3 protein-coding genes are annotated in these 2,322 nt (G+C 28.6%); all 3 read right to left on the bottom strand.

The window, feature by feature from the left end; genetic code table 11:
- On the bottom strand, positions 1-882 hold an 882-nt coding region (locus V7112_RS23585), incomplete at its 3' end, for a glycosyltransferase (RefSeq protein ID WP_335424388.1).
- A 20-nt stretch (positions 883-902) separates the two neighbouring features.
- The gene (locus V7112_RS23580) at positions 903-2,093 is read right to left on the bottom strand and encodes a glycosyltransferase (protein ID WP_335424386.1); all 1,191 of its coding nucleotides are present in this window, start codon (positions 2,091-2,093) and stop codon (positions 903-905) included.
- 38 nt (positions 2,094-2,131) lie between these two features.
- Positions 2,132-2,322 (bottom strand): hypothetical protein (locus tag V7112_RS23575; protein WP_335424384.1); only part of this gene is annotated, 191 nt, incomplete at its 5' end.

The following is a 2,322-nucleotide window of genomic DNA, read 5'->3' as shown; positions in this document are numbered from 1 at the left end:
ATTAGGATCAGTTCCTAATAGTATGAAGTCATCTTCTAATTGATATTCTTTGATAAGTCTTTCTAGCTTATTTTTAAGATTCCCACCACCTAGACAATACCACCTTACTTTATGACCTTCTTGTTTTAATCGAGCAAGTACGGGTACAATTAAGTCTTGACCTTTTTCTTTTGATAATCTACCTACCGTTAATATTCTTAAACCATCAAAGTGATCGGTATAACCTATACCCATTTTTGATTGTTTTTTTATTGTTAATGGTGATGTAATATTTAATAAAACCTCTGTTTTTCTCTTTAAATTTGGGAGATATTGAAGTAATTTTGATTTAGCTTCATTTGAGACAACAAAGACTTTATCAAATTTTGTATAAATTCTTGAAGCATATCTTCGATTAAATCCAATTTTTGTGACATCAAAGTGAATCCATTGGAGCCTTTTTCTAGCCTTTACTTTCTTTAAAACAAAATAGCTTATGAAATCCATTGGACCATCATAAGCTACTGCAATATCATATTCCTCATTTAGGGTTGGGTATTTTCTAAGTAGATATTTAAAAAATAGGCTTCTATCTTGTAAAACCTTAGTAATTATGTGTAGCTTTAAAATCATAAAAGCTCTAAATATTTTTCCTTTTTTAAGTAGATCAATAAACGTAAACCGCGGTGGATTATTTAAAATGTCCTTTATACTGTTATAGTCTAAAAAATATTGAACGTTGACTTCTGGAGGAATATATTTAAGAAATCCACCATACTTTTCCAACATAAAAATAGTAATTTCATATTTATCTAAAGGGAATTCATTTACCATATTAAGCAGGGCCTTTTCTGTACCACCGACATTCATATTTATTAAAACAAATAATATTTTCTTTTTCATGATTACTCACTCTCATCGTTTTATCCTATTAATGCATAAAATTTATCTAATTCTTCGATATTCCCTTTCTTTTCCTTCTTTAGATTTTTTTTAATCTCTTCTCTTAACTGATGATTTTTCATTAATTTAAGTATCCCTTTGGATACTGCGTCTGCATTCATATCCACCACCAGTCCATTTTCACCATCAATCATCTGACTATATACAGCATCAAACCTAGTAGTTACTACTGGAATATTTAGCATTCTTGCCTCAGCAATTGCCAATCCAAAACCTTCAAATCTTGAGGTTTGAACATAAAAATCACAATTCTTTACATAAGGATACGGATTAGATGTGACTCCTAATAAAATGAAATTCTCTTCAAGATTGTTTATTTTAATGTATTCCAAAATTTCCGATTCTAAGGGACCCTTACCTAATACATACCATCTAAAATTAACTCCTTGTTTTTTTAACAATCTACAAGCCTCTAAAGCAATGTCATAGCCTTTTTGATAAGCTAATCTTCCAATCGTAAGAATCCTATATCCGCCAAAATTATCGCTATACCCTTCATTTAATTTGGCCATATTTACAATAAAATCAGGATTATTTATGTCATAAATAACCTCCATTTTATTATCATAATTCGGAAACGTTTCTAGAAAGATTTCTTTAGCAGAATTTGAAACCGCTACAATTTTATTATAAATATCATAATACTTTTGCTGAAAATCAGCATTTTTCTTATCTAATCGGTAACTTACATTAATCCACGCAAATTTTTTCTCTGCCTTTGTTTTTTCAGCAACAAAAAAAGTTGGTACTCCTTGTGCATAACTTATAGCTATATCATATTTTTTATTGTTCTCTTCAATCACATTTGAAACATTTTCCCAATAAACCCTAGCCTTTTCAGGATTGTTGTATTTTTTCAAACGAATTTTTAGAGAGTACATAATTCTAGAATAAAGCATCTTAAAATTCTTCTCTTTGATTGAATAATAAAAAGCCCTTAATAAATTTAAATTCGCAAACTCGGTGTACTTAAATGGTCTTAATATATTTACTTCCTTTGGGACCAATTCTTCTAGAATTTCACCATGTGCAAACAGTACTAGATCCACTGAGTATTTTCTATAATCTAATAAGGATAAAAGAGTAATAAGGCTTTTTTCTGCTCCTGCACCCACTAAGGAATCTATCGCAAATAATAATCTTGTTTTCATTCAATCTTCTCCATTTATAAAGTAATAAAAATTTATCTTCAAAACTTTATCCTTTTTCTTGATTCTTTTAATAGTATCAATAAATTTTTATTAACGTTTAGTAATGTAATAGTTACCTTATATTTTAAGGAAAGAACTTTGTTTAACATTAATTTCACATAGAATTTTCTAATTGAATTCTGAACTACCGAGATAAAATTTTTTCTTTGTTCATAATCATCAACTTGAT

It is taken from the genome of Bacillus sp. JJ1566 (assembly GCF_036962685.1).
GTDB lineage: Bacteria > Bacillota > Bacilli > Bacillales > Bacillaceae_L > Ferdinandcohnia.
Note: the sequence above shows the minus strand (reverse complement) of the source record. Positions and strands in the feature narration are given on the sequence as shown.

What these genes read in the sequence shown, in the direction of transcription:
- V7112_RS23580 (WP_335424386.1), bottom strand. Translation starts at nt 2,093, where the DNA reads ATGAAAACAAGATTATTATTTGCGATAGATTCCTTAGTGGGTGCAGGA.